We start from the raw sequence: 21,251 nt of genomic DNA, 5'->3' as shown, positions 1-21,251 counted from the left end.
AAACCGCCTGGCCGGAAACGTGTGGCGGGGCCATGCCAGCCCGGCGGGAGGGCCTCGGCGCCGGTCGCGCTCCCCGTCCGTCCGGTCACTTTCCGTGCCCGTCGGCCACCCCGGCACGGGCCGCGGCGAGGATCTTCGGGGACGATTGACGGCGTTTGCCGATCATGCGGGTGACGGTGCGGAAATCCGGCTGAAACGGCATTCCGCACCCGTCCGGAACCGGCCGCCGCGAGGAATTCCGGAGCCGCCGGAACGGCCCGGCGCGACCACCGGGAATGGCGTGGAAAGTCGGCCCGGCCGACTTTCCGCACACGGCCGACGAGGGCCGGCGGGGAGCGGGTGCCGTCGGAAGTCGGCCGTTCGAACGACACCGGCCCCGGGGTGCCGCCGGCCGCGTCCACCCCGCCTCTCCACCCCGCCTTTCCGCAGCCGCCTTTGCGCGCCGGCGTTTCCGCACCGGCCGCGCCTCCCGCGGGCGGCCGCGGGGGGCGGTCGCCGCCCGGACGGATCAGAGCAGGGGGGTGAGCCAGCGGCGCAGGAGTTCGGTGTAGTGGGTGGGGGCCGAGTTCCAGAGCGCGGCGTGGTCGGCCCCCGGGAAGGTTTGCAGGCTGACCACGTCCTGGCGGAGCCCGGCGAGGCGCTCCGCGCTGCGGAAGGGGGCGAGCTGGTCGTCCGGGCTGTGCATCAGGAGGGTGGGCACCCGTAGGTCGGCACCCTCGGCGATCCGGGTGAAGTCGGCGAGGTCGACCCCCGTGCGGCCCTCCGCGGCCAGCGCGCCGAGCTCGGCGGCGGGGCCGGTGTACCCGGCCCGCGCGGCGCGGCGGCGGGCGGTGGCGGGCAGGTCCAGGACGGGCGAGTCGAGCACGATCCCGCTGATCGCGTGCGCCCAGGAGGAGCGGGCCGCCGCCTGCAGGACCATGGTGGCGCCCACCGACCAGCCGTACAGGATGACCCGGCCGGCCCCGTTGTCCAGCGCCAGGCGCATCGCCGACTCGACGTCGCGCCACTCCGTCTCGCCGAAGTGGCTGAGCCCGTCCGGCGAGGCCGGGGCGCCCTCGTCACCCCGGTAGGTGACCGCCAGGGCGGGCAGCGAGAGCCGGTCCAGGACGGGGAGCACCGGGAGGGTCTGCTGCCGGTCGCCGCCGGGGCCGTGCACCAGGATCACCCAGGTGCCGCGCTTGCCGTCGAGGAACCAGACCGGCAGCGCGCCGAGCTCGCCGTCCGCGGCGGTCTCGCGGTACGGGAGGCCGAGCGCCGCGGTCGGGTCGCCGAGGTGGACGCGCGGGGTGAAGCGGACCTCGGTGCCGGGTGTGAGGGTGCCGCGGTCGGCGCGCAGGAGCTTGCGGGTCACGCCCTGCTCGTCGCTGTGCAGGACGTCCTCGACGACGGCGTGGCCGTGGTCGTCCCACTCGACCGCCCAGCGGCCCGGGCGCAGGCTCGCGGGGCGCCGGGTGAAGGTGATCCGGCCGGCCGCCAGGCTCTGCACCAGGACGGGGCCGGAGCCCTCGACGGCGGCGGCCGGGCGGACCGTCCGTTCGGAGGCCCGGCGGCCGATGACCAGGACGGCGGCCCCGGCACCGACGGCGGCGGCGGCCACGACGGCCGCGGTTCCCCAACGCATATCGCTCCCCGCTCTGACGGTCGGACGGTCTTGGACCGGACGGTGTTCGAGCACCAGTTCACCGGGAGGGCGGCCGGGCGGCCACCGGGCTGGGCCGTCCGGGGCACGACGGGGCGGCCGGCGGGGGTGCGGGCGGCGGGCGGGAGGCGGGCGGGCTGGAGGGGTACGGGCGGCGGTTCGGCGCGGGCAGGCGGGGGCGGGCGGGGGCGGGCCGCGGCGTCAGACCGGGATGTCGGTCCGGCGCCGCCCGAGCAACTCCCAGAAGCGCTCCGCCAACGGCTGCTCGCGGACCGGGTCCGGCACCGCGGCGGCCGGGGAGCCCCAGCTGCCGCTGCCCCAGTGGGAGGAGACCTGGTTCTCCTGCTGGAGGGCCGTCAGCACGGCCGCCAGGTCGTCCTCGTGGACCGGCACGATCCGGGCGACGGCCCGGACGTGGGCCTGCCACCGGCCGTCCACGCACTGGCGCAGGCACCGGTCGAGCTCCTCGCGGCGGCCGGTGACGTCGACGAGCTCGCGCAGCCGCAGGCCGAGCACCTGGGCGAGCGCGTGGGTCTGGGCCTCGTCGCCGTCCCACCGGCCGGTCAGCTCGGCGTCCTGGTAGCGGCGCAGGGCGACCCCGATCCGGCGGGCGGCGGCGTCCTGGTGGAGTTCGCGGGCGACCCGGAAGTCCCGCAGCCGGGTGGGGCGGGTGCCCATCAACTGGACGGCGGGGCACCAGAGCGCGCGGGCCAGCGCGATGAACTCCTCCTCGGTCGGCCGCAGCTCGCCGCTCTCCCAGGCGAGGACGTGGGTGGGCAGCAGGCGGACGCCGTGCGCGGCCATCCCGCCGACGACCTGGTCGGGGGTCAGGCCGAGGCCGGCCCGGTGGGCTCGGGCGGCGCCCGGCGAGAACGGCACCGGGGGCAGGGCGGGGGGCTGTCTGCGTCGCATGGGAACGAACGGTAGGTGCGGGTGGCGGCGGGCCCCAGCCGCCGAACACACGAAGCGGCCCTGGAGGTCCCTACGGACCGCTGGACGATCGCACAGGGTGTCATGCCCCTGCGGGCGGGCGGATCGGAGGTACCGACGGAGGTGCCGACGCGGGCCCCGCCGCCCGTCGCCGCCGCCCGGCCGGGAGCCCGCGGCCGCCCCGCGGCCCCCGGTCCCGTGTGACCAACCCCTCCGTGACCTCGGTTGACTCCCGGTTCGGCCGCGTGATGGGATCCGGGGGCCAAACGGAGGCATGCAGAGGAAGCCGGTGCGAGTCCGGCGCGGTCCCGCCACTGTCACCGGGGAGCACGCTCGGCAGGTTGCCACGGCGCGCCGTCAGAAGCCGCTGGAAGGCCCGGGGGTGCGTCCGACCCGGAAGCCAGGAGACTCTCGCCCCCGCTACGTCGAGCCAGGGCGCGGACCCTGAGTGAGGACACGCACGCGATGCAGGCTGCCCCGCCCCGCCGGACCCGACGCTGCCTTCCGCCGCACCCCCCGGTCCCGCCGCACCCGGCCGCCGCCCCCGCGAACCCGCCGCACCCGACGTGCGCCCGCTGACCCGCGCGGCGGCGTTCGCGCTGGGCGCCCTCGCGGGCTACGCCGCCGACGCCCGCTACGCCGACCCCCGCCGCGGCCACCCGGTGGCCGTCTTCGGCTCCGCCGCGGCCAGGCTCGAGCGCCGGCTCTGGCGGGACGACCGGGCGACCGGCGCCGGCTACACGGCCCTGTGCGCGGGCACCGTGGCCGCCGCCGCGGTGGCCCTGGACCGCACCGCGGGCCGGCGCCCGCTCGGCCGCGCGGCCCTGGCCGCCGCCGCGACCTGGACGGTGCTCGGCGGCACCTCGCTGACCCGGGAGGCCCGCACCATCGGCCGCTCGCTGGCCGCGGGCGACCTGACGGCGGCCCGGGCCCGGCTGCCGCACCTGTGCGGCCGCGACCCGAGCGCGCTGGACGAGCAGCAGATCGCCCGCGCGGTGGTCGAGTCGGTGGCCGAGAACACCGCCGACGCCGTCGTCAACGCGCTCGTCTGGGGCGCGCTGGCGGGCACGCCGGGGCTGCTGGCGTTCCGCGCGGTGAACACCCTGGACGCCATGGTCGGCCACCGCTCGCCGCGCCACGCCCGGTTCGGCTGGGCCTCGGCCCGGCTGGACGACGTGGCGGGCTGGCCGGGCGCCCGGCTGACCGCCCTGCTGACCGTCGCCGCCGCGCCGCAGCCGCGCACCGCCTGGCGGGTCTGGCGCCGGGACGGCTCGGCGCACCCGAGCCCGAACGCCGGCCAGGCCGAGTCCGCCTTCGCGGGCGCGGTCGGCGTCCGGCTGGGCGGCACCCTGCAGTACGGCGAGCGGGTCGAGCACCGACCCGTCCTGGGCGCCGAACTGCGGCCGGTCACGGTGGACGACATCGAGCGGGCCTGCGTGCTCTCCCGGAGGGTGGGCGCGCTGGCCCTGGGTACGACCGTGGCGGGGCACGTCGCACTGCGACTGCTGGCCGGCCGCGGAAGCAGAAGCGGAAAGGGACGGGCATGAGCAACGCGCTGCTGGTCGCAGGGACGACCTCGGACGCGGGCAAGAGCGTGGTGACGGCGGGCATCTGCCGCTGGCTGGCCCGCCGCGGGGTCGCGGTGGCGCCGTTCAAGGCGCAGAACATGTCGCTGAACTCCTTCGTCACCGCCGACGGCGCCGAGATCGGCCGGGCCCAGGCGATGCAGGCGCAGGCCGCCCGGGTGGAGCCGGAGGCGGCCATGAACCCGGTGCTGCTCAAGCCCGGCGCCGACGGCCGCAGCCAGGTCGTGCTGCTCGGCCGGCCGGTCGCCGAGGTCGGTGCGCTGGACTACCGCGAGCGCAAGCCCGTCCTGCTGGAGCGGGCCCTGGAGTGCCTGGCGGACCTGCGCCGCCGCTACGACGTGGTGGTCTGCGAGGGCGCCGGCTCGCCCGCCGAGATCAACCTGCGCGACCGGGACATCGCCAACATGGGCCTGGCCACCGCGGCCGGACTGCCCGTGGTGGTGGTCGGCGACATCGACCGCGGCGGCGTCTTCGCGGCCATGTACGGGACGCTGGCGTTGCTGTCCGCGGAGGACCAGCGGCACGTGGCCGGCTGGTTCGTCAACAAGTTCCGCGGCGACGCCCGGCTGCTCGCCCCCGGGCTGGAGATGCTCCACGGGCTGACCGGCCGCCCGGTGCTGGGCACCCTGCCGATGCTGCCGGGCCTGTGGCTGGACGCCGAGGACTCGCTGGACCTGTCGACCGTGGTGGACCGGGTGGACGGCCGCGGCCCGCTCGGCGCGGACGTGCTGCGGGTGGCCGTGGTGCGCTTCCCCCGGCTCTCCAACTTCACCGACGTGGACGCGCTCGCGCAGGAGCCGGGCGTGCTGGTGCGCTGGGCGACCCGGCCGGAGGAGCTGGCCGACGCCGACCTGGTGGTGCTGCCCGGCACCCGGGCCACCGTCGCCGACCTGGCCTGGCTGCGCGAGCGCGGCCTGGAACCGGCGCTGAAGGCCCGCGCGGCGGCCGGGCTGCCGGTGCTCGGGGTCTGCGGCGGCTACCAGATGCTGGCGGGCTCGATCGTCGACGAGGTGGAGTCCGGGGCCGGCGAGGTCGCCGGTCTCGGACTGCTGCCGACGCGCGTGCGGTTCGGCGCCGAGAAGGTGCTCGGCCGGCCGGTCGGCGAGGCGTACGGGCACCGGGTCGAGGGCTACGAGATCCACCACGGGGTGGTCGAGGTGGAGGGCGGCGAGCCCTTCCTGGACGGCTGCCGGGTCGGCCAGGTCTGGGGCACCACCTGGCACGGCGCGCTGGAGAACGACGGGTTCCGCCGCGAACTCCTGCGCGAGGTCGCCGGATCGGCGGGCCGCGCGTTCGTGCCCGCGCCGGACACGTCCTTCGCCGAGGCGCGCGAGGCCCGGCTGGACCGGCTGGGCGACCTGATCGAGGAGCACGCGGACACCGACGCGCTCTGGAAGCTGATCGAGGGCGGGGTGCCGGCGGCCGGATCGCTGCCGTTCCTGGCGCCCGGGGCACCTGGGGAGTATGCATGAGTGACGTCCGCTATCCGTTCACCGCGATCGTCGGCATGGCCGACCTGCGGCTCGGGCTGCTGCTCAACGCGGTCTCCCCGGCCGTGGGCGGCGTGCTCGTGCGCGGCGAGAAGGGCACCGCGAAGTCGACGATGGTGCGCGCCCTGGCCGGCCTGCTGCCGTCCATCGCCGCCGTCGACGGCTGCCGCTTCGCCTGCGACCCGGCCGGGCCGGACCCGCAGTGCCCGGACGGCCCGCACCCGGCCGCCGGCAGCCACGAACGCCCGTCCCAGCTGGTCGAGTTGCCGGTCGGCGTGGCCGAGGACCGGATCGTCGGCTCGCTCGACCTCGAGCGGGCGCTGGCCGAGGGCGTCAAGGCGTACGAGCCGGGGCTGCTCGCCAAGGCGCACCGCGGCGTGCTCTACATCGACGAGGTCAACCTGCTGCAGGACCACGTGGTGGACCTGCTGCTGGACGCCGCCGCGATGGGCCGCTCCTACGTCGAGCGCGAGGGCGTGTCGGTGCGGCACGCGGCCCGCTTCCTGCTGGTCGGCACGATGAACCCGGAGGAGGGCGAGCTGCGGCCGCAGCTGCTCGACCGCTTCGGCCTCACCGTCGAGATCGCCGCCACCCGGGAGCCCGCCGAGCGGGCCGAGGTGGTCCGCCGCCGGCTCGCCTACGACGCGGACCCGGCCGGCTTCGCCGCGCGGTTCGCCGAGGACGAGCGGGCGCTCGCCGGGCGCATCACCGCCGCCCGGGAGCTGCTCCCGGAGGTCGAGCTGACCGACACCGCACTGCGGCAGATCACCGCGGTGTGCGCCGCGTTCGAGGTGGACGGGCTGCGCGCCGACATCGTGATGGCCCGCACCGCCGTCGCGCTCGCCGCCTGGGACGGACGCACGGAGGTGCTGGAGGAGGACGTCCGCAAGGCCGCCCGGCTGGCCCTGCCGCACCGGCGCCGCCGCAACCCCTTCGACGCCCCGGGGCTGGACGAGGAGCAGCTGGAACGGACGCTGGAGGAGCACGCCCAGCCGGAGACCGAGCCCGAGCCCGAGCCGGAGGGCGACGGCCCCGACGGCGGCGACCCGGACGGGGACGGCCCGGACGGCGGCGGTGACGGCGGCCCGGGCGACGGCGGCCCCGACGGCGGCGGCGCACCCGAGCCGACCGGCGACGCGGCCCCGGAGACCTCCGCCCCGGAGCCCGCCCCCGCGGACGCCCCGGCGGAGGCCGGAGCACCCGAGCCGCAGCCCGTCCCGGCCCAGCACCCCGCCCCCGCCCGGGAGTCGGCGCCGGTCGCGGCCGGCGACCCGTACCGGACCCGGCTGTTCACCGTCCAGGGCACCGGCCGCGGCGCCCAGGGCCGCCGCTCCCCCGCCGAGACCAGCGCCGGCCACACCGTGCGCGCCCGCCGGCCGCAGGGCACCCTCAGCCGGCTGCACCTCACCGCCACCCTGCAGGCCGCCGCGCCGCACCAGGTCGCCCGCGGGCGCGACGGCCGCGCCCTGGTGCTGCACAAGGACGACTTCCGGGAGCAGGTGCGCCGCGGCCGCGAGTCCAACCTGGTGCTGTTCGTCGTGGACGCCTCCGGCTCGATGGCGGCCCGGCAGCGGATGACCGCCGTCAAGGGCGCCGTGCTGTCCCTGCTGATGGACGCCTACCAGCGCCGCGACAAGATCGGCATGATCACCTTCCGCGGCACCGGCGCCGAGCTGGCCCTGCCGCCCACCTCGTCCGTGGAGGTCGGCGCGGCCCGGCTGGAGTCGCTGCCCACCGGCGGCCGGACCCCGCTGGCCGCCGGGCTGCTGCGCGCGCACGAGGTGCTGCGGGTGGAACGGCTCCGCGACCCCGACCGCCGGCCGCTGCTGGTCCTGGTGACCGACGGCCGCGCCACCGGCGGACGCGACGCGCTCGCCGACTCCCGGCGTGCCGCCGGGCTCCTCGCCGCCCAGCGCACCGCCAGCGTCGTGCTGGACTGCGAGTCCGGCCCCGTCCGCCTCGGCCTCGCCCGCACCCTGGCCGGGCTGCTCGGCGGCAGCGCCGTCAGCCTGGACGAGCTGCGCGCCGAGGGCGTCGCCTCGCTCGTCCGCGCCAACCGACCCGTCACCACCTCGATGCGAAAGGCGGCCTGAGCCGACATGCCCAAGGGTGTCCCCGAAAGCGTCCCCGACGACGGCCTGACGACCCGTCAGCGCCGTACCCAGCCGATCACCGCCGTGCACACCGGCCCCGGGAAGGGCAAGTCCACGGCCGCCTTCGGCATGGCGCTGCGGGCCTGGAACCAGGGCTGGTCGGTCGGGGTGTTCCAGTTCGTGAAGTCCGCCAAGTGGAAGGTCGGCGAGGAGAACGCACTGCGCGTCCTCGGCGCCTCCGGCGAGGGCGGCACCGTCGACTGGCACAAGATGGGCTCCGGCTGGTCCTGGATCCAGCGCTCCGCCGAGCAGGAGATGACCAGCGAGGAGGCGGCCAAGGAGGGCTGGGAGCAGGTCAAGCGCGACCTCGCCGCCGAGACCTACCGCTTCTACGTGCTGGACGAGTTCACCTACCCGATGCACTGGGGGTGGATCGACCCGGCCGAGGTGGTGGCCGTGCTCGAGGACCGCCCCGGCAGCCAGCACGTCGTCATCACCGGCCGGTACGCACCCGAGGCGCTGACCGGCGCCGCCGACCTGGTCACCGAGATGACCAAGGTGAAGCACCCCATGGACGCCGGCCGCAAGGGCCAGCGCGGTATCGAGTGGTAGCCCCGAGAACGTGAACATCCCCCGCCTCGTCATCGCCGCGCCCTCCTCGGGCGCCGGCAAGACCACCGTCGCCACCGGCCTGATCGCGGCACTCGCCGCGCGCGGGCTGGCGGTGTCCCCGCACAAGGTCGGCCCCGACTACATCGACCCGGGCTACCACGCGCTCGCCGCCGGGCGCCCGGGCCGCAACCTGGACGCCTTCCTCTGCGGGCCGGAACGGGTCGCACCGCTGTTCCTGCACGGCGCGGCCGGGGCGGACGTGGCGGTGGTCGAGGGGGTCATGGGCCTGTTCGACGGGGCGTCCGGGCGCGGCGAGCTGGCCTCCACCGCCCACGTCGCCAAGCTCCTGCGGGCCCCGGTGGTGCTGGTGGTCGACGGCTCCTCGCAGTCCCGCTCGGTGGCCGCGCTGGTGCACGGCTTCGCCTCCTGGGACCCGGAGGTCCGGCTGGCCGGGGTGATCCTCAACCGGGTCGCCTCCGACCGGCACGAGCACCTCCTGCGGGAGGCCCTGGAGGAGGGCTCCGGCGTCCCCGTCCTCGGCGCGCTGCGCCGCTCCGCCGCCGTCGCCACGCCCTCCCGCCACCTCGGGCTGATCCCCGCGGTGGAACGCTCGGCGGAGGCCCTCAAGGCCGTCGCCGACATGGGCGAGCTCGTCGCCTCCTCCGTCGACCTGGACGCGCTGCTCGAACTCGCCCGCACCGCACCCGACCTGGCCGCCGACCCGTGGGATCCGACCGCCGAGGTCGCACCCGTCCCCGGGGCGCCGCGGATCGCCGTGGCCGGCGGGGCCGCGTTCTCCTTCTCGTACGCCGAGAACGCCGAACTGCTCACCGCCGCGGGCGCGCAGGTCGTCCCGTTCGACCCGCTGCACGCCTCCGCGCTGCCGGAGGGCACCGCCGGCCTGGTCATCGGCGGCGGGTTCCCCGAACTCTACGTGCGGGAGCTCAGCGGGAACGCCGAACTGCGCGGCGCCATCGCCGCGTTCGCCGCGGACTGCGGCCCGATCGCCGCCGAGTGCGCCGGACTGCTCTACCTGGGGCGGGAACTGGACGGCCTGCCGATGTGCGGCGTCCTGGACACCGGCGCCCGGATGACCGAACGCCTCACCCTCGGCTACCGGGAGGCCGTCGCCCTGCACGACTCCCCGCTCGCCCCGGCCGGCACCCGCCTGCGCGGCCACGAGTTCCACCGGACGGTCTGCGAACCGGGCGCCGGCGACCACCCCGCCTGGGGCTGGCACCTGCCCACCGGCCCGCGCACCGAGGGCTTCGCCGGCGGCACCGTGCACGCCTCCTACCTCCACCTGCACTGGGCCGGATCGCCCGCCCTGGCGGCCTCGTTCGCGGCGGCCGCGGCGGCGTTCGACGCCGGGACGGGACGGGGCGCCCGCCCCTAGGGTCGTCCTTAGGATGTGGGCATGCACGTGATCGTCCTCAACGGCGGCTCCAGCTCCGGCAAGTCCAGCATCGCCCGGCTCCTCCAGGAACGGCTCCCGGACCCGTGGCTGCACCTCGGCGCGGACACCCTGGTCGACGCGCTGCCGGCCCGGCTGCGGGACGGCGGCGAGGGCATCGGCGGCCTGGCGGACGGCGACGGCACGGTCGGCGTCGGAGCGGCCTTCGCGGCCCTGGACGCCGCCTGGACGCTCGGCGTCGCGGCGATGGCCCGGGCCGGGGCGCGGATCGTGGTGGACGAGGTCTTCCTCGGCGGCGCCGCCTCGCAGCAGCGGTGGCGCGCCGCGCTGGACGGCCTGGACGTGCTCTGGGTCGGCGTGCGCTGCGAGCCGGCCGTGGCCGCCGCCCGGGAGGCCGCGCGCGGCGACCGGGTCCCCGGCATGGCGGCCGCCCAGGCCGAGTCCGTCCACCGGGGCGTCTCGTACGACCTGCTCGTGGACACCTCCCGGACCGCACCCGGCGACTGCGCCGGGCTGATCGCCGCACGACTGGCCGCACCCGCGCAAGCCTGAGGTCGGACCCTACAGCGCGAGGGTCCGCCAGCCCCGGGTGATCTGCTCGTGGAGGGCCGCCGGGTCCGGCGCCGTCGACCGGGCCGCCTCCAGCGCGGCCAGCAGCCCGGTGCCGTCCGCCGGGCGCTCCGCCGGGTCGACGGCCAGGGCACGGGTGACGACGGCCGCGAGCGCCGGGTCGAGGGCCTGGACCGCCGCCAGCGCGGCCGGTTCGGGCCCGGTGTCCACGATCCGGCGGATCACCGCCCCCGTGCTGGTCGCCGCGAACGGGCTGGCGCCGTGCGCCGCGCACACCACGCAGCACGCCCAGGCCCACACGTCGGCGGCCGTGCCGACCGGCTCGTCCCCGAACTGCTCCGGCGCCATGTACGTCAGCGTGCCCGGCCCGCCGCCGGTCATCGTCAGCCGGGTGCCGTCCACGATCGCCGCGATGCCGAAGTCGAGCAGCCGCGGGCCGGCCGTGGTCAGCATGATGTTGGCGGGCTTGAGGTCCCGGTGGACGAGCCCGAGCCGGTGCACTCCGGACAGGGCCACCGCCAGCGCCAGCGCGAGGGCGCGCAACGCCTCCGCGGAACGGATCGGCCCCTGCTCGCGCAGGTGGACGTCCAGCGGGCGGCCGTCCAGGAGCTCCATGGCCAGGAAGGGCCGGCCGGCGTCCACCCCGGAGTCGAGCACCCGGGCGGTGTAGGCGCCGGGCACCATCGCCAGCACCTCGGACTCCCGTTGGAAGCGGCGCAACAGCTCGGTGTCGGTGAGCAGTTCGAGGTTGATGGTCTTCAGCGCGACCTGCGTGGCGGAGCCCTGGCGCTGCGCCAGGTACACCGTGCCCATGCCGCCGGAGCCGATCCGCCCGAGCAGCTGGTAGCCGCCGATCGTCCGCGGCTCGTGCTGCCCGAGGGGCTGCCCGGCGAGGGGCCGGGCCGGCTGGGCGGGCGCCGCGAACGGCTGGGCGGGCTGGGCGGGCTGGGCCGCCGGAACGTGCTGCGTCGGGACGTACGGCGGCGGCGGGGTGGCCGCGACCGCGTGGCTCACGGGTGCCGTCGGCGCGGTCGGTGCGGCCGGCGCGGCGGTGTCCGGCCCGGCGACGACCGGCTCGTGCTTCCTGCTGGTGACCGTCGCGCCGATCTGGAACAGCATGACGGCCAGGATCAGCCAGTACGGCAGGACGAACGCGCCGATCACCGCACGGGCGGCGAGCAGGGCCAGGACCCGGAGCCGGGTGGCGCGTGCCGCCCAGACCCGTGCCGGCATGCGGCGGGTCAGCAGGTTGCGCTGGGTCAGGTACCAGAACAGCAACCAGAGCACCAGGGCCGAGACCGCCGGGGCGAGGTACCAGGGCTCCGCCGTGTGCAGCGCCAGGTGCGCCGCCACGCCCAGGTAGCGCGCGTTGTCGGGGTCGATCGGCTCCCGCAGCATCCGCAGGAGGGGCGTTTCGCCGGCGAACAGCAGAACTTCCAGCCCCACCACGCAGACGAGCCCCACGACGGGCGCGGCGATGAACGGCGCCAGACTGGCCGGCGCACCCGCGCCCACGGCGGCCGCCGCCCGCTGCCGCTCCCCCCGCTGGATCCAGACCAGCAGCGGCAGCGACACCACCCGCACCACCAGCAGCACGAGCAGCAGGACCACCGGTACGACGAGGACGACCACGCTCATGCTCTCCCCCTTGGCCGATCGCGCACCCGGAGTATAGGGCTCCCGGGCGACCCCAGACCCACCCCTGTCGACTTCCCGTCAGGCGGCCTGCCCCGGCGGCCGATTACGTGTCGGTGTCCTTCGGGTGCCGGGGCGAGGCGTAGACGAGGTGCACGGTGCGGGCCGCCTCGTCCACCAGGTACCGCACCCGGCCGCCGGCGGTCACCTCGTACTCCCACTGCGGCAGCTCGACACCCCCGAAGACCCGGGTCGCCAGGCGCCCACGGAGGCGGTGCTGCCGATCGGGGTCGGACCTGGCGAGGGGGTTCGCCCGCAGCGCCTCGAAGCAGCGGCGGGTGTTGCCCGGGGCCTCGGCGCACAGCTCGCCCCAGCCCTTGGCCGCCTCGCTGGTGCCGAAGCGCAGCCGCCACTCGGCGCCGACCGCCGGCGGTGCGACGTCTTCTCCTCGCTTGGGGCTCACGGCTCGACCACCTCTCCGTGATCGAGGCCGGGCAGGGGGCTGCCGAGCTCGGCGGCCAGGTCGGGATCCGCCAGCACTCTGGCGGTGGCGCGCCATTCCGCTATCACGCGGTGCAGATTGGCGTGCACGTCGAGCTCGACGACGTCGCGCGTGGCGTCGACCAGGTCGACGACGAACTCGCGCACCTCCTGCGCGGACAGGTGCCTGACCCAGGGGAAGACGGCGGGCAGGGCCAGGAGCACGGCCCGCGCGCCCTCGTCGCTGCCGATCAGCGCGGTGAACAGCCGGGCGGTGACGTCCGCCGTCTCCTCGCGCTGACGGTCATGACGCTCCGTGGTGAGGTACAGGTCCTCGCCGTCACGCCGCGTGACGTGCACGCGCTGGGCCCGCGCCACGGTGTCCGCGACGCGCTTGGAGTTCTTCGACAGGTCGGAGAAGGACACGGTGAGGGTCGCCATGCATCGACGCTAGTTCGGAACACGATCCGAAGTCAATCGCGATTGCGGCGCGCGGGTGGACGACCCGTGCGCCGCCGCGGAGGGTGCGGCTAGAGGGGCTCGGTGTCGCCGTGGGCGATGAGGAGTTTGCGCAGCAGGGCGTCGAGCCGGGCGCGCTCGGCGGGGTCGAGGGCGGCGAGGATGCGCTCCTCGTTGCGGACGTGGCCGTCCAGGGCGGAGTCGATGAGCTCCTTGCCCGCCGGAGTGAGGCGCACCAGGACGGCGCGGCGGTCGTCCGGGCAGGGGCCGCGCTCGACCAGGCCCTTGGCGGACAGCCGGTCGACCCGGTTGGTGATGGCACCGGAGGTGACCATCGCGGCCTTGAGCAGGGCGCGGGCGTTGAGCTCGTAGGGCTCGCCGGAGCGGCGGAGGGTGGCCAGGACGTCGAACTCGGAGGAGTCCAGACCGCAGGAGGCGAAGTACTCCCGCAGGGCGCCGTCGACCCGGATGTTGAGGCGTCGCATCCGGCCGATCAGACCGATGGCCTCGGCGTTGAGGTCCGGGCGGGTCCTGGTCCACTGGTCCACGATGTCGTCGACGGTGTCGCGCTGCTGCATGGTCGGCCACCTCCCTACGGCCCGGGCGGACCGCCGACAACTATCTTAACATTCACATACTTGACGTTCACTCACTTCGGGGCGTAGAACTTATCTCAACGTTCAGATAATCAACGTTGAGGGGGATTCCATGTTCGGGACCCGAGCAGGAGTAGCGGTCACCGCGGCGCTCGCACCGGCGGCCTGGGGCACGACCTACCTGGTGACGACCCAGCTGCTGCCCGACGGTCGGCCGCTGCTGCTCGCCGCCCTGCGCGCCCTGCCGGCCGGGCTGCTCCTGCTGCTGATCGGCCGCAGACTGCCCAAGGGGCGCTGGTGGGGGCGGGCGGCGGTGCTCGGCATGCTGAACATCGGACTGTTCTTCCCGCTCACCTTCGTCGGCGCCTACCGGCTCCCCGGCGGCGTCGCGGCCACCATCGGGGCGATCCAGCCCCTGCTCGTCGCCGGGCTCTCGGCCGGCGTGCTCGGGGTGCGGCCGGGGCGGCGGGCACTGCTCGCCGGGCTGGCCGGCCTCGGCGGCGTCGCCCTGCTGGTGCTGAAGGCCGGCGCCCGGCTGGACGGCGTCGGGATCGCCGCGATGGTCACCGCGATCGCGCTGATGGCCACGGGGACCGTCCTCACCCGGCGCTGGGGCCGCCCCGAGGGTGCCACGCTGCTCGACCTGACGGCCTGGCAGCTGCTGGCCGGCTCGCTCTTCCTGGTACCGCTCGCCGGCCTGGTCGAGGGTGCGCCGCCCGCACTGAGCGCCGCCAACCTGGCCGGCTTCGCCTACCTCGGACTGTTCAGCACCGCCCTCGGGTACGTGCTCTGGTTCCGCGGCATCGAACGGCTGGGTGCCGGGCCGACCTCCTTCCTCGGACTGGTCAACCCGGTGGTCGCGACCGTCGGCGGCCTCGTCGTCCTCGGCCAGACCCTCACCGGATGGCAGCTCCTCGGGCTGCTGCTCGCCCTCGGCGCGATGTTCGCGGGCCAGGCACCGGCCCGGCGGCCGGCCCCCGCGGCACCGGGCGAGGCCGCCGCAGCGACCGGCACCGCCGAACGGGTCACCCCCCGCACGGCCGCCGCGCCCCGCACACCCGCCGTACCCGTCACCCCCGTCGTACCCGCCGCCCGCTGACCCGCCGCCCCACTGACCGACTGACCGACTGACCCGGATCAAGGAACACGAGGAACACACCGTGCACTACGTCGTCATCACCCGCACCGACCTGACCCCCGACGCCGCCCTCGGCCACTACCTCGCCAACGTCGGCGCCACGATGGAGCCCTACCGGGGCCGACTGCTCGCCTTCGGCGCCCCGGCCCGGCTGGAGGGGGACACCGCGTACACCAGGACCGCGATCCTGGAGTTCCCCACCGAGGCCGACGCCCACGGCTGGTACGGCTCCCCCGCCTACCAGGCCCTCGCGGCCTGGCGCATCGAGACCATGGGACACCCCGTCACCGTCGCGGCCGTCGCCGGCCTGACCGGCTGAGCCGCCCGGCCGGACACCGGACGGCCCACCCCCGCGCCACCCCCCCCTCAGAACAGCCCGAGGCCCCGCCGTTCACCGGCGGGGCCTCGGGCGTGCGGGTGGTGCCGCGCTCAGCCGCTGGCCCGGACGTAGATGTCGGCCGCGCCCGGGGGGCCGCCCGGGATGGTGGCGACGTAGATGCGGCGGGCGGTGGCCGGGGTGCGGGCGGGCGTCGGCCTCGGCCCGGCGGTCGTCGTGGGCGCCGGCGAGGGTGTCACCGTCACTTCGGGGGCGGGGGTGGGTGACGGGTCGGGGGTGGGCGGCACCGGGTCGGCCGTCCCGGCGTCGGGGCCCGGCCGGGGCTCGGTGTCCGTCCGGGGCTCGGAGTCCGGGGCGGCGTCCGGATCCGCGCCCGGATCCGGGTCCGCGTCCGGGTCTCCGGTCGGATCCCCGTCCGGGGCACCCGGATCGGTGTCGGCCGCCAGGAGGCCGGGGGACGCCGCGTCGGCCACCGTGGCCGGGGACGAGCCGGGCGTGACCGTCGCCGCGACCAGCGGGGCCGGCGTGGCCGTGGGCGTCAGGGTCGGCGAGGGCATGGCCGTGGGCGTGGGCGCCGGGGTCGGCGAGGGCGGCGGGACGTCCGCGGCGGTCTCCGGGAGCTCCGGCGCCTCGACCGGCTCGTCGCCGCCGAGGGCCTCGGCGAGGTCGGGCGGCAGCGGGGCCGCGGCGCCGGGGGCGGGGAGGTCGTAGGTGCGCAGGAAGTCGCCGAGGCCGACGCCCCGGCCGGTGACCCGGTAGTGCAGGTAGGCGACGGGGGCGCCGTCCGCGGTGCGCGTGTACACGGCACCGACCGGGACGTAGTACCGGTCGGCGCCCGGGTGCTGGGAGGGGTGGAGGCCGGCGAGCAGTTCGGCGCGGTCGCGGTCCGTCTCGCGGCCGTCCAGCCCGATCGTCAGCGAGTTGACGCCGCGCACGACCAGGGCCGCCGCGACGGAGACGCAGAGCACCAGCCCGACGGCGACGGTGCGCCGCAGGACCGGTCGGCCGTGCAGGACCGGCCAGGAGTCGGTGACCGTCCGCTCCGGTGGGATGCCGTCCACGGTTCTCGTTCCCCCGTTCGATCAGGACGTCATTGTGCTCGACGAGGGACCGTATCCGAGAGTTCCTCAGCCCTGGTAGGCGGGGGCTAGAGCCGCCTCGGTGACCCGCCGCGCGGCGCCGCTCCCGTCGGCGGGGACGGTCCACAGGTCGGCGCCGTAGTCACCGGGCAGGGCGTAGAGCAGGTCGCCCCGGCCGGACCAGACCGCTTGGTCGTCGATGTTGCGCTGCTCGGCGGTGGCGGTCTCGGTCATGGTGGCGAGGTCGAGGACGTAGAGGCGCCAGGGCGCGTCGGCGGACAGGCCGGGCACGCGCTTCTTGTAGGCGATGCGGGTGCCGTCCGGGGAGAGCGAGGGGCACTCGACGTTCTCGTGCAGGGTGGTGAGGGTGCGGGCGGCGAGGTCGCCGCGGACCAGGTAGGTCCGGCCCCCGCTGGCGAGGGTGGCGTAGAAGGCTTCGTCGTCGGCGAAGGTGACGCCCCAGATGTTGACGTCGTGGGCCTGGTACGGCTTGCCGTCCTTGACGACGGCGAACTCCTCGAGGTTCTCCCGCAGGTTCCAGTCGCGGACGTCGACGATGGAGGTGCGGGTGGAGAAGTCGGTCCCCGCGTACGAGTCGCCGCTGACGAAGACCGTCCAGGCGGCGAGGTGGCCGGACGGCGAGACCCGGGAGCGGGTGGGGATGCCGGCGGCCGGGAAGGCGCGGCGCTCGCGCAGGTGGTCGTCGAGGACGACCGCGCGGTAGGTGTCCTCCAGGGCGCCGTGCTGGGCCTGGAGGCAGATGCCGGTGCCGGCGGCGGCGTAGAAGCGCAGGCACCGGACGCCGGAGGCGGTGCGCGGGCCGTCGGGCCGGTCCGCGGGGACGGCGGTCAGCTCGTCGCGGTGCGGCCCCCAGGCCATGTTGCGGAAGACGAGTCGTCGCCCGCCCGCGGGATCCCCGAGCGTGACGGTGCCCTCGGTGACGGCGGGGCCGCCGGGCTGGTCCTGGTCGCGGCGGGCGGTGCGGTCGGCCGCGCGGAGGACGGCCCCGGTGCCGACGGCCCCGAGCAGCAGCACGGCGACCAGCAGGACGAGCACTCTGGTCCGGTTCTGGAGTCGGTTCACCTGGGGTCCTCGGGGGCGACGGTCTCGGATGCGGCGGTCTCGGACGGAATCGGAGCGGACGCGGGCGGCGCGGACGTGGTCGGCGTGGACGCGGCCGTCCCGGGCTCGTCGGGCCCCCCGGCCTCGCGCAGCACCGCCGTCGCACCGAGCACGCACAGCGCGAGCGCGCCGGCCGACCAGCCCAGCGCGGCGGTCCCGCCGACCGCGCTCCACAGCGCGCCGAACAGCAGCGAGCAGGCGAACCGGGCCAGCGCCTGCCCGGTGCCGACCAGCGCGAGCCCGGCGCCGCGCTGCTCGGCCGGGACGGCGTCCGCCGCCGCGGCGGCCAGCACCCCGTCGGTGGCGGCGTAGAAGGCGCCGTGCAGCAGCAGCACGCAGACCACCGCGGGCACCCCGCTGACCGGCGAGAACAGCAGTAGCCCGTACGCGAGCAGCAGGAGCGCGTGCCCGGCGAGGAAGAGCCGGCGGCGGCCGATCCGGTCGGCCAGCGCGCCGAGCGGGACGGCGAGCAGCAGGAAGGCCGCGGCGGTGCCGAGCGGCAGCAGCGGGAAGAGGTGGGTGGGGAGGTCGAGCCGCCGCTGGACGAGCAGGTAGAGGAAGGAGTCGCTGACGGTGGTGAGGCCGAGCAGTACGGCGCAGAGGGTGAGCCGGCGGAGCCCGGGCAGGCGCAGCAGGGTGAGGCTGTCGCGCAACGAGGGGGCGGCGGCCGACGGTTCGTCGGCCGGCTGCCGGCCGGGCACGAACAGCAGCAGGATCAGCACGCCCAGGACGGCGATGCAGGCGCTGACCGTGAACACCGCGTCGTAGCCGTGTCGTTCGCCGCCGTCGGCGAGCAGCGGGCCACCGGCCAGCCGCAGCACCAGGAAGGCGGTGAGCGGGCCGAGCAGGGCGCCGGCGGTGTCCATCGCCCGGTGGACGCCGAACGCCCGGCCGCGGTGGGCGGGTTCGGTGGCGAGCGAGATCATCGCGTCCCGGGGGGCGGTGCGCAGGCCCTTGCCGGTGCGGTCGACGGCGATCACGGCGCCGATCAGCGGCACGGTGTGGGCGAGCAGCAGCAGCGGTTTGCAGAGCGCCGACAGCCCGTAGCCGACGGCGGCGACGGCCTTGTGCCGGGCGGCCCCGTCGCGGCCGCGACGGTCGGCGAGGTGGCCGCCCGCGAGCCGGACGAGGGCGCTGAAGCCGTTCTGGATGCCGTCCAGCAGGCCGAAGCCGAGCGGGGAGAGACCGAGGCCGGTGAGCAGGTAGAGCGGCAGCACGGCGCTGACCATCTCGGAGGAGACGTCGGTGACCAGGCTGACGGCGCCGAGGGCGAGGACGGTGCCCGGCACGGCGCGCCAGGCGGCGCCGCGCCGCCCCGGGAGGCCGGGGGCGGCGGCCGGGCCGGGGCCGGGCGCAGGGCCGGGGCCAGGGCCAGGGCCGGCGGGAGCCTTGGAGCTGCGGGAGTCCGCGACGTACACGGGCGTCAGTTCCGGAGGTCGGTGACGACGGCGGCGGTGGCCGTGGCGTTGGCGGTACCGGGGGTGCGGAGTCGTGCGAAGGCCATCGGGTCCTCCGTGCGTCGGGGCTGCCTGGCTGGAGCGCCGAGAACAGTAGGATCGCGCCGGTGTCGTGTACGGCACAAGGCAGGTGAAGAACAGACGAACACCTGCCGCCCGCGGGCGGTCGACGTCACAGTCGTCCGGATTGACCCGTTCCGCCCGGGCGTGGTGGGATCACGGGGGCTCGGGCCCGCCCGGCGGATCCTGCCCCCGGGACGAAGGAGAGCGGTACGTGATCGGACTGGTCGCCCTCGGCGCGTCCGGACGCCTGCTGGCCGAGGAGATCCACGCCGCCTGGCCCGACACCACCCGCATCCACCAGGCCCGCGTCTCCGCCTGCTTCGGCCCGACCGAGGCCCTGGCGTACGCCCTGGACCGGCACGACCTGGTGGTCTGCCTCGCCCCCGTAGCCGTTACCGTGCGGCTGTACGCGGACGGCCTCCCGCCAGGCCGGCGCCGCCCCGGCCTGGTCAGCCTGGACCTCGACCTGCGGTACGCCGTCCCGCTGACCAGGCGCGACACCGGTGCCGAGGAGCTGGCGGTGGAACTGGCCGCGCTGCTGGGCGTGCGGGCGGTCCTGACCGGCACGCCGGCTCCGGCCGGCGGCGACGCACCCGCCGACGCACCCCCCGCCTCCGGCCTGCGCCAGACCGACCGGCGGCACGGCGACCAGCAGCACGGCGCCCGGCAGCACCGCGACCAGCACCACGGCGACCAGCAGCACGGCGACCGGACCCGCCCGGCCGAGGGCGGGCTCCCGACGCAGCCGCGCAGCCTCGTCGTCGGGGTCGGCGCGGGCGCCCGCGCCGAGCAGACCGAGGTGATCCGGCTGCTGCTGGACGCGCTCCGGGACGCGGGCCTGTCCCGCGGGTCGGTCGCCCGGCTGGCGACGGTGACGGGCAAGGCGGACCACCCGGCGGTGCGCTGGGCGGCGTTCTGCCTCGGCTCCGTCCCCGTGGACGAACACCCGGCGGACGTCCTGGCCACGGTGGCGGTGCCGAACCCCTCCGACCTGGTCGGGGCGGCCGTCGGCACCCCCAGCGTCGCCGAGGCGGCGGCACTGGCCAGCGCGCCCGGCGGTGAACTCGTCGTCGCCAAGCGGAAGTCGGCCCTGGCGACGGTCGCGGTCGCGCGGTCCGCGGTGCGCGGGCGGCTCGCCCTGGTCGGCCTCGGCCCCGGGGAACCGGACCTCCTGGTGCCGCGCGCGGCGGCCGAACTGCGGCGCGCCCACAGCGTCGTGGGCCCCGTCGAGGCCGTCGGAGCAGTCGAGTCGATCGCCGGACTGCTGCGGCCCGGCACCCGGCGGATCACCGCCGGGGACCACGCCCGGACGGCCGTCGACCTCGCCTCGCTCGGACAGGCCGTCGCCCTGGTCGCACTCGGCGACGGCACCGGGCTCGCCGTCCCGCCCGGCCCGTACGACGTCCACCGCGTCCCCGGCCTGCCCGGCCACCCGCAAGGAGACCCCGCGTGACCGCGACCGAACCCGACCTGCGCCACCACGGTGACGCCGAGGTGCGCGCCGACGGGCTCGGCCTGGTCGACCTGGCCGTCAACGTCCGCACCGGCACGCCGCCGGCCTGGCTGCGCGAGCGCCTCGCGGCCACCCTCGGCGACCTCGCCGCCTACCCCGACCAGGGCGCCGCCCGCGCCGCGGTGGCCGCCCGGCACCGGCGGCCGGCGAACGAGGTGCTGCTCACCTCCGGGGCCGCCGAGGCCTTCGTCCTGCTGGCGCGCGTCCTGATGGCACGTCACATCGCCGTGGTGCACCCGCAGTTCACCGAGCCGGAGGCGGCGCTGCGGGACGCCGGGCACCGGGTGCACCGGGTGCTGCTCTCCCCCGGGGACGGGTTCCGGCTGGGCGCCGTGCCCGAGGAGGCCGACCTCGTCGTGCTCGGCAACCCGACCAACCCGACCTCCGTCCTGCACCCCGCCGAGGCCGTCGCCGCCCTCGCCCGGCCCGGGCGCACCCTCGTGGTGGACGAGGCGTTCATGGACACCGTGCCGGGCGAGCGGGAGTCCCTCGCCGCCGCCCGCGGGCTGCCCGGACGGGTCGTCGTCCTGCGCAGCCTCACCAAGACCTGGGGCCTGGCCGGACTGCGGATCGGCTACGTGCTCGGGCCGGCCCCGCTGATCGCCGCGCTCGGCGCCGCCCAGCCGCTCTGGCCGGTCTCCACCCCGGCCCTCGCGGCCGCCGAGGCCTGCAGCACCGCGGCGGCACTGGCCGAGGCGGAGCGGGCCGCCGCCGAACTGGCGCTGTGGCGCGCCCACCTGTGCAAGGGCCTGGCCGCGTTCCCGTCCGTGCGGATGTACGGCGAGCCGGCCGCGTCCTTCGTGCTGGTGCGGCTGCCGGGCGCGGCGGCCGTCCGGGAGCGGCTGCGCGCGCACGGCTTCGCGGTCCGGCGCGGGGACACCTTCCCCGGGCTGGGCGAGGAGTGGCTGCGCATCGCCGTCCGGGACGAGGCCACCACCGACCGCTTCCTGGACGCGCTCGCCGCGGTGCTCACCGAGGCCTGAGCCGCCGACCCGGGCCGCTCCCCCGGTCCCGTACCCCGACGCCCCGACGCAGCCA

The 21,251-nt window shown here is 76.6% G+C and carries 19 protein-coding genes and 1 riboswitch; of the genes, 10 read left to right on the top strand and 9 right to left on the bottom strand.

Going from position 1 to position 21,251, the window contains the following annotated elements; all coding sequences use genetic code 11:
* Window positions 1-508 precede the first annotated feature (508 nt).
* Both ACIA8Q_RS25890 and ACIA8Q_RS25885 read right to left on the bottom strand, forming a co-directional pair.
* Window positions 509-1,621 carry an alpha/beta hydrolase family protein gene (locus tag ACIA8Q_RS25890; protein WP_387901687.1) on the bottom strand — a complete coding sequence of 371 codons (1,113 nt, stop codon included), beginning with the start codon at window positions 1,619-1,621 and terminating at the stop codon, window positions 509-511.
* 219 nt (window positions 1,622-1,840) lie between these two features.
* Window positions 1,841-2,551: a transcriptional regulator gene (locus ACIA8Q_RS25885; RefSeq protein ID WP_360211731.1), complete on the bottom strand. Its 711-nt coding sequence runs from the start codon at window positions 2,549-2,551 to the stop codon at window positions 1,841-1,843.
* Window positions 2,552-2,847: 296 nt separating this feature from the next.
* A riboswitch (cobalamin riboswitch) is annotated at window positions 2,848-2,980 on the top strand.
* 155 nt (window positions 2,981-3,135) lie between these two features.
* Here ACIA8Q_RS25885 and ACIA8Q_RS25880 point away from each other — a divergent pair.
* Genes ACIA8Q_RS25880 through cpt form a run of 6 tightly spaced genes read left to right on the top strand, consistent with a single transcriptional unit; the run spans window position 3,136 to window position 10,316 of the window.
* Window positions 3,136-4,116, top strand: coding sequence for a cobalamin biosynthesis protein (locus tag ACIA8Q_RS25880; RefSeq protein WP_360211728.1), 981 nt, complete (start codon window positions 3,136-3,138; stop codon window positions 4,114-4,116).
* Window positions 4,113-5,627 (top strand): cobyric acid synthase, encoded by a 1,515-nt coding sequence (locus ACIA8Q_RS25875; protein ID WP_360211725.1) that lies wholly within the window; start codon window positions 4,113-4,115, stop codon window positions 5,625-5,627. The genes ACIA8Q_RS25880 and ACIA8Q_RS25875 overlap by 4 nt, the downstream gene beginning before the upstream one ends.
* On the top strand, window positions 5,624-7,738 hold the full coding sequence (locus tag ACIA8Q_RS25870) for a putative cobaltochelatase (protein WP_360211722.1): 2,115 nt from the start codon (window positions 5,624-5,626) through the stop codon (window positions 7,736-7,738). The genes ACIA8Q_RS25875 and ACIA8Q_RS25870 overlap by 4 nt, the downstream gene beginning before the upstream one ends.
* A 6-nt stretch (window positions 7,739-7,744) precedes the next feature.
* Window positions 7,745-8,350, top strand: a complete 606-nt coding sequence (gene cobO, locus ACIA8Q_RS25865) for a cob(I)yrinic acid a,c-diamide adenosyltransferase (RefSeq protein ID WP_360211719.1) — start codon at window positions 7,745-7,747, stop codon at window positions 8,348-8,350.
* A 10-nt stretch (window positions 8,351-8,360) separates the two neighbouring features.
* Window positions 8,361-9,746, top strand: coding sequence for a cobyrinate a,c-diamide synthase (locus ACIA8Q_RS25860; protein WP_396317747.1), 1,386 nt, complete (start codon window positions 8,361-8,363; stop codon window positions 9,744-9,746).
* Window positions 9,747-9,773: 27 nt separating this feature from the next.
* Window positions 9,774-10,316: a chloramphenicol phosphotransferase CPT gene (gene cpt / locus ACIA8Q_RS25855; RefSeq protein WP_360211888.1), complete on the top strand. Its 543-nt coding sequence runs from the start codon at window positions 9,774-9,776 to the stop codon at window positions 10,314-10,316.
* 9 nt (window positions 10,317-10,325) lie between these two features.
* Here the strand turns inward: cpt and ACIA8Q_RS25850 are convergent, their stop codons facing one another.
* The 4 genes from ACIA8Q_RS25850 to ACIA8Q_RS25835 form a co-directional block, all read right to left on the bottom strand.
* On the bottom strand, window positions 10,326-11,972 hold the full coding sequence (locus tag ACIA8Q_RS25850) for a serine/threonine-protein kinase (RefSeq protein ID WP_360211713.1): 1,647 nt from the start codon (window positions 11,970-11,972) through the stop codon (window positions 10,326-10,328).
* A 103-nt stretch (window positions 11,973-12,075) separates the two neighbouring features.
* Window positions 12,076-12,432: a hypothetical protein gene (locus ACIA8Q_RS25845; RefSeq protein ID WP_360211710.1), complete on the bottom strand. Its 357-nt coding sequence runs from the start codon at window positions 12,430-12,432 to the stop codon at window positions 12,076-12,078.
* Window positions 12,429-12,890 carry a prevent-host-death family protein gene (locus ACIA8Q_RS25840; protein WP_396317746.1) on the bottom strand — a complete coding sequence of 154 codons (462 nt, stop codon included), beginning with the start codon at window positions 12,888-12,890 and terminating at the stop codon, window positions 12,429-12,431. Before ACIA8Q_RS25840 ends, ACIA8Q_RS25845 begins: the two co-directional genes overlap by 4 nt.
* A gap of 89 nt (window positions 12,891-12,979) precedes the next feature.
* Complete coding sequence (locus ACIA8Q_RS25835; protein WP_360211704.1) at window positions 12,980-13,486, bottom strand: MarR family transcriptional regulator; 507 nt, start codon at window positions 13,484-13,486, stop codon at window positions 12,980-12,982.
* 130 nt (window positions 13,487-13,616) lie between these two features.
* Between ACIA8Q_RS25835 and ACIA8Q_RS25830 the strand changes: the two genes are divergently transcribed.
* Complete coding sequence (locus tag ACIA8Q_RS25830; protein WP_360211701.1) at window positions 13,617-14,603, top strand: EamA family transporter; 987 nt, start codon at window positions 13,617-13,619, stop codon at window positions 14,601-14,603.
* A 61-nt stretch (window positions 14,604-14,664) separates the two neighbouring features.
* Window positions 14,665-14,961 carry a DUF1330 domain-containing protein gene (locus ACIA8Q_RS25825; protein ID WP_360211698.1) on the top strand — a complete coding sequence of 99 codons (297 nt, stop codon included), beginning with the start codon at window positions 14,665-14,667 and terminating at the stop codon, window positions 14,959-14,961.
* 110 nt (window positions 14,962-15,071) lie between these two features.
* On the opposite strand, the gene ACIA8Q_RS25820 is transcribed toward ACIA8Q_RS25825, so the two are convergent.
* The 3 genes from ACIA8Q_RS25820 to ACIA8Q_RS25810 form a co-directional block, all read right to left on the bottom strand.
* Complete coding sequence (locus ACIA8Q_RS25820) at window positions 15,072-16,040, bottom strand: hypothetical protein (RefSeq protein ID WP_360211695.1); 969 nt, start codon at window positions 16,038-16,040, stop codon at window positions 15,072-15,074.
* 66 nt (window positions 16,041-16,106) lie between these two features.
* Window positions 16,107-17,141, bottom strand: a complete 1,035-nt coding sequence (locus ACIA8Q_RS25815; protein ID WP_360211693.1) for a TolB-like translocation protein — start codon at window positions 17,139-17,141, stop codon at window positions 16,107-16,109.
* On the bottom strand, window positions 17,138-18,598 hold the full coding sequence (locus tag ACIA8Q_RS25810) for an MFS transporter (protein ID WP_360211691.1): 1,461 nt from the start codon (window positions 18,596-18,598) through the stop codon (window positions 17,138-17,140). Before ACIA8Q_RS25810 ends, ACIA8Q_RS25815 begins: the two co-directional genes overlap by 4 nt.
* 313 nt (window positions 18,599-18,911) lie before the next feature.
* Between ACIA8Q_RS25810 and ACIA8Q_RS25805 the strand changes: the two genes are divergently transcribed.
* Window positions 18,912-20,153 (top strand): cobalamin biosynthesis protein, encoded by a 1,242-nt coding sequence (locus ACIA8Q_RS25805; protein WP_360211689.1) that lies wholly within the window; start codon window positions 18,912-18,914, stop codon window positions 20,151-20,153.
* Window positions 20,150-21,196: an Rv2231c family pyridoxal phosphate-dependent protein CobC gene (gene cobC / locus ACIA8Q_RS25800; RefSeq protein ID WP_360211687.1), complete on the top strand. Its 1,047-nt coding sequence runs from the start codon at window positions 20,150-20,152 to the stop codon at window positions 21,194-21,196. The genes ACIA8Q_RS25805 and cobC overlap by 4 nt, the downstream gene beginning before the upstream one ends.
* Window positions 21,197-21,251: the final 55 nt, after the last annotated feature.

It is taken from the genome of Kitasatospora sp. NPDC051705, assembly GCF_044453265.1.
Taxonomy (GTDB): Bacteria; Actinomycetota; Actinomycetes; order Streptomycetales; family Streptomycetaceae; genus Kitasatospora.
The sequence above is the reverse complement of the archived record's forward strand: the minus strand, read 5'-3'. Positions and strand labels throughout refer to the sequence as shown.

Bases quoted from the DNA above. Each gene is read 5' to 3' on its own strand.
- ACIA8Q_RS25840 (WP_396317746.1), bottom strand. From the start codon at position 12,890: ATGGCGACCCTCACCGTGTCCTTCTCCGACCTGTCGAAGAACTCCAAG.
- ACIA8Q_RS25870 (WP_360211722.1), top strand. From the start codon at position 5,624: ATGAGTGACGTCCGCTATCCGTTCACCGCGATCGTCGGCATGGCCGAC.
- ACIA8Q_RS25850 (WP_360211713.1), bottom strand. From the start codon at position 11,972: ATGAGCGTGGTCGTCCTCGTCGTACCGGTGGTCCTGCTGCTCGTGCTG.
- ACIA8Q_RS25885 (WP_360211731.1), bottom strand. From the start codon at position 2,551: ATGCGACGCAGACAGCCCCCCGCCCTGCCCCCGGTGCCGTTCTCGCCG.
- ACIA8Q_RS25835 (WP_360211704.1), bottom strand. From the start codon at position 13,486: ATGCAGCAGCGCGACACCGTCGACGACATCGTGGACCAGTGGACCAGG.
- ACIA8Q_RS25875 (WP_360211725.1), top strand. From the start codon at position 4,113: ATGAGCAACGCGCTGCTGGTCGCAGGGACGACCTCGGACGCGGGCAAG.
- ACIA8Q_RS25890 (WP_387901687.1), bottom strand. From the start codon at position 1,621: ATGCGTTGGGGAACCGCGGCCGTCGTGGCCGCCGCCGCCGTCGGTGCC.
- cobO (WP_360211719.1), top strand. From the start codon at position 7,745: ATGCCCAAGGGTGTCCCCGAAAGCGTCCCCGACGACGGCCTGACGACC.
- ACIA8Q_RS25830 (WP_360211701.1), top strand. From the start codon at position 13,617: ATGTTCGGGACCCGAGCAGGAGTAGCGGTCACCGCGGCGCTCGCACCG.